This is a genomic window from Methanoculleus sp. UBA374 (assembly GCA_002508705.1).
Lineage (GTDB): Archaea > Halobacteriota > Methanomicrobia > Methanomicrobiales > Methanoculleaceae > Methanoculleus > Methanoculleus palmolei.
Window position 1 is genome coordinate 11,930 of sequence record DAYL01000006.1, and the last position, 4,073, is coordinate 16,002.

Consider the following 4,073-nt stretch of genomic DNA (forward strand, 5'->3'; position numbering starts at 1 on the left):
GTTGTAGTAGTGCTCCATGGGGGTGCTCTCAACGTGGTCGCTTGGCGACGCACTATTCGGTCGATACCAGAGGTTTGCCTGGATGTAGATCTCATCCATCACCTCTGTCACGTGGGTCTCGGCGTAGTAATAAATTCGAGTCGGATCCGTATCTTTTTCCGACGTTGTGAAGTCATCTGCAGAGTACGCACTCACCGCAGGCACGGCAACCATGGCCGCAAGCAGCAGGGCCATGAGCACGGGCCTGATATGTGGACTTTTTTTCTGTGTCATGTGTGTTCCTCCAGTTTTTTGGAAGGTACCCGGAGGAACACGGAACCGCAACGGCTATCCCCGATGGGAGCCAACAGCCCTAGTGCCCTCCGGGCACAGTATGGGAGCCGGGATTTGATACCAGTCAAGCACCCCGGCCCCCGCGGGATACCGCATGCGGTATCACCACACGAGACTGTGTTGTTATCCTATATACCGTTTCTAGGACAATCTTCAACTCTATCAGGCGCCCGGCGGCCTCCGAAGGGAGAGATGGGCGGACCCGAAAGATACCGGGGCCGGGTCTTCCGATGCCGCTCCGGAACGCCGGCTGCAGGGGAGCGCGCGCCCGCCGTCACGAGAGGCGTCCGGCATTGTGGCGAACGCCCCCCGGATCTGGAAAACAGAGGGTACAGAAAGGCCCTTTGTGGAGGAAAATATCATATACGACCTCCGGTCCAGGTAATTCTCATGCAGGAGACCGGTTCGTTCATCATGGTGCACCGGAACCGAAGAGGTTCGCGGTAACTGTTCGGGTGTTCTCTCAATACACGGGAATAACTGTCGGTAAGGGTATATTGCACGTACCGCCCCACCCTCTCAGATGTTACGATGCCCAGGCTCTCCAGGTGTTTCAGGTGCACATAAATCGTGGCGTTGGACCGGTGCGCCTCCTTTGCGAAGTCTGCGGTGCGGGCACTCCGGTTCAGATAGAGCCGGGTTATGATCCTCCTATAAATGGCGTTCTCCATCGCGATGATAAGGGTCTCTTCCTCGGTCGAGTAGTGCTGGTCTGCGCTGAAATAATGAAGCCTTCCCTTTTCCGGCACCGACTTCAAAAGACCCCCGGACTCCAGCTTTTTTATGTGGTACTCGAGCGTCCCTCTTGCGATGGGCATTCTTCTCATCAACTCTCTGAGATGCAGCCCCGGGTTTGCCCTGATGAAACTGAGAATCGCGAGCCTCCGCTGGCTGTCGAGAGCGTTCCCCCTGTGGATTCGCGTATACCCGAGGTACCCAACGGTGGCCTTTAACGGAATGAGAGTCTCGATCGGGGCCGCCGTCAGCTGGGGAAACAGGCACAGCAGCAGGAAGAGCCAGAACGGTATCGGTTCGCACTCCTGCACCGTCTCGCCCGACATAGAAGTACCGGGCTCCTTTCCGATATTTTGAGAAGGCCGGACCGTGTATTCGGTGGCATCGGCAACCGCTACCAGCAGCACCGAAAAGAGGATCGAGAGGGTAAGCAACCGGAGAAGCCTGCCCGGTCTAGTGCTGGTAGAGGGCGAGGGTGTAATTTCTCTGGGAGGATATCTTCTCGCCGTATACATCGAACGTCCAGGTTCCCTGGTCCACATGATTGCCATCCGGGTCAATGTCTATATGTATCTTGCCATCCGTCATTCCGTCGCTACTGTCGCGGAATGTACCGATCTTGCTCCCCGACGGGGCGTAGACGGTCAACGTCAGGGAGTCGGAGGTTGAGCCCCAGTCCAGGTACACCTCAAGGCACGCAACCCCGTCTTCGACATAAAACTGGTGCTTGTTGGTCTCGCCCTGCTCGATGCTGTCGGAGATCCCCTGGGTCGTCACCGGATCGTCCGATGTCGAAGGGCGAACGGTGTATCCGCCCCCCTCCGTTGCCGCCGCCGGGGGCACGGCAAGGAAGGCAACGACGAGCAGCAGGGCGAGAGTCACGCATTTGCTCATTGCCGATGCCATGCATGGATTATTGTGATCCATGTTTATGAGTTTTATGGGCCAAACATCAATTCTATTCTCGTCTTTCTTGCCTTTTTCCCGGAGGCGACAGCACCCGGGTCTCATCGCGGCCATATTGCGCCCACCGCTGCCGCATCTGAAGAGATCGGTGTGGGACGGGGCCGCTCGCCAGTCCCGCGCGCGGCGGACAGGGGGAGGGAACTCCCTATCGGTAACGACGATTGACCGACGGTTTGCTCGCTATCTGATGGCGATCCGGTGAGGTACGCCTGGCCGGAGGTGATGTCATGTACGGGATCTCAGGGCGTTATTGTCGCTCTTTTTCGAAAGAGCCGGGTGAAAAATCGGTTTTTGGCCCATAACTGATTTATCCCGGAGCGACCAAGAGAAAGATTGTGGGTGCCGCGTGCGACGCCTGCAACGGTGCGGAGGTTCACCCGGCCAGCAGGGAATCGGATGGGTGAACGTCCCGCATGCCCGGAGGCAACAGGAATGTACGCATTCCAGGTACTTAACCTGTGTGCCTCTCCTGCCTCCGGTAAACAAGAAGGAGTTGAAACACCTGAAAAGAAAAACTGGAATGCAGGCATTCTCCCTGCTCCTGGCACTGCTGCTGGTGAGCGTGGGGATTGTGCCTATTGCAAGCGCAATCGAAACCGAAGGCGCTGGTATCGATTTTGACCGGTACGCACCTCCACAATTGAATGCCGATCCATCGATCGAGACGATAGCCGTCTTCGAGGCGTTAAGCCCCCGGGCGGAGCAGCGCATCGCGGACGGTCGGACAGAAGGGGGGATACCGTTCGGCTCGATCATCGTCCACGCAGCCGACGGGATCACCCGGGTGTTCGACGAAGACGGGGACCAGTTGCTCTCGGTCAGCGACGAACAGTCTGGAAAACTGCCCACACCGGCAGGCGTTGAAAAATCCTGCACCCGACTGCATCAACTCCCAAACGACGCAAGGGTGTATCACCAGGGAGATCAGACCTTCGTCCTTGATGCCGCCGGAGAACTGATCCTGACCGTTATCGACGAAACCGCAGCCTCCGGCCGGACCGTGGCGCCGCTCGGGTGGCTCGGTAATGACTGGATAGAATCGGCGGAGGATGAACCAGACGCCGATATCACCGAGTATACGGCATACTGGAAGGTTCCGTCCGGCCCGCCTTCGGGCCTTGAGGCTAATGAGAGGATCTACCTCTTCAACGTCATACGGGGGACTGCCGGGACAGAGAGATACCTGCTGCAACCGGTAGTGTGCTACAACGGGTCCACCCACCAATGGGAGGGGCAGGCCTGGGCGGCATGCAGTCCCGACCTTCAGGATAGTTACTATGGGCCCCTGTTCGACACCGCCGCCGGGCATACGATGAGGGGGCGCATCTACTGGTCCGACGATCTCAACCTCTGGTCTATCACCATCTACGACCATACAACAGGCCAGTACAGTTCGCTCTCGACGAACTGCATGCAACCACAGCCGGGGTGCCTCGTCGCCTGTGCCCTTGAAGGCTGGCGTATCGACGACAATGACGATGTACCTGGCGATACGCTCTTCTACGACATGGAATACAGGAGTTATGGAACGCCCATGAGCATCAGCCTGGAGCCATGGTATTCGACCGAGGTTCCCTCCGAGATCGTGCGGTACTGCCAGGTGGAGATCATCCAGAACCCATCACGGGTTCGGCTCAATACTTTCAATTGGTAGTGACAGGATGAAACAGACCCCCTTTCTCCTTTTTGCGCTGGCTATCCTGGTGTTCGGCGCCGGGTGCACCGACCCGGCGGAGACCGGTATGCCGGAAAATGTCACGCCTACCCCGGCGGTCCTTCACTACGAGCGGGGGGACGTCGCGATCCCGATCAACGCTTCCGAGCTCCCGGTAAGGGGTTTCGACGCCAACGTCACGGAGGTGATCGCGATCGTCCTCACCGACCGGCGGGCCGGGGTCCTGCTTGAGAACGGCTGGAACATCACCTCGGTCAGGACTTCGATCAAGACAGGTTATGCTGAGGTCGACTTGAACAGGACCTATGTCGACGTGGAGTTCCGGAGCGGTGAAGAGTCGCCGTCGTTCTTCATCGAAGTGGAC

General features: G+C 58.1%; 4 protein-coding genes and 1 pseudogene. 2 read left to right on the forward strand and 3 right to left on the reverse strand.

Features of this window, described 5'->3' with window-relative positions:
• From BRA42_RS01650 to BRA42_RS01660, 3 genes are all read right to left on the reverse strand, one after another.
• Positions 1 to 273 (reverse strand): hypothetical protein (locus BRA42_RS01650; RefSeq protein ID WP_292408118.1); only part of this gene is annotated, 273 nt, incomplete at its 3' end.
• A 419-nt stretch (positions 274 to 692) separates the two neighbouring features.
• Complete coding sequence (locus BRA42_RS01655) at positions 693 to 1,583, reverse strand: winged helix-turn-helix transcriptional regulator (protein ID WP_292408115.1); 891 nt, start codon at positions 1,581 to 1,583, stop codon at positions 693 to 695.
• Positions 1,522 to 1,974, reverse strand: a complete 453-nt coding sequence (locus BRA42_RS01660; RefSeq protein ID WP_292408112.1) for a pre-peptidase C-terminal domain-containing protein — start codon at positions 1,972 to 1,974, stop codon at positions 1,522 to 1,524. The genes BRA42_RS01655 and BRA42_RS01660 overlap by 62 nt, the downstream gene beginning before the upstream one ends.
• Before the next feature lie 580 nt (positions 1,975 to 2,554).
• On the opposite strand from BRA42_RS01660, the gene BRA42_RS01665 reads away from it, so the two are divergent.
• Both BRA42_RS01665 and BRA42_RS01670 read left to right on the forward strand, forming a co-directional pair.
• Positions 2,555 to 3,688, forward strand: a complete 1,134-nt coding sequence (locus BRA42_RS01665; RefSeq protein ID WP_342771207.1) for a hypothetical protein — start codon at positions 2,555 to 2,557, stop codon at positions 3,686 to 3,688.
• Positions 3,689 to 3,695: 7 nt separating this feature from the next.
• Positions 3,696 to 4,073, forward strand: a pseudogene (locus tag BRA42_RS01670) (hypothetical protein); the annotation flags it as partial.

What these genes read in the sequence shown, in the direction of transcription:
- BRA42_RS01655 (WP_292408115.1), bottom strand. Translation starts at nt 1,583, where the DNA reads ATGTATACGGCGAGAAGATATCCTCCCAGAGAAATTACACCCTCGCCC.
- BRA42_RS01660 (WP_292408112.1), bottom strand. Translation starts at nt 1,974, where the DNA reads ATGGCATCGGCAATGAGCAAATGCGTGACTCTCGCCCTGCTGCTCGTC.
- BRA42_RS01665 (WP_342771207.1), top strand. Translation starts at nt 2,555, where the DNA reads ATGCAGGCATTCTCCCTGCTCCTGGCACTGCTGCTGGTGAGCGTGGGG.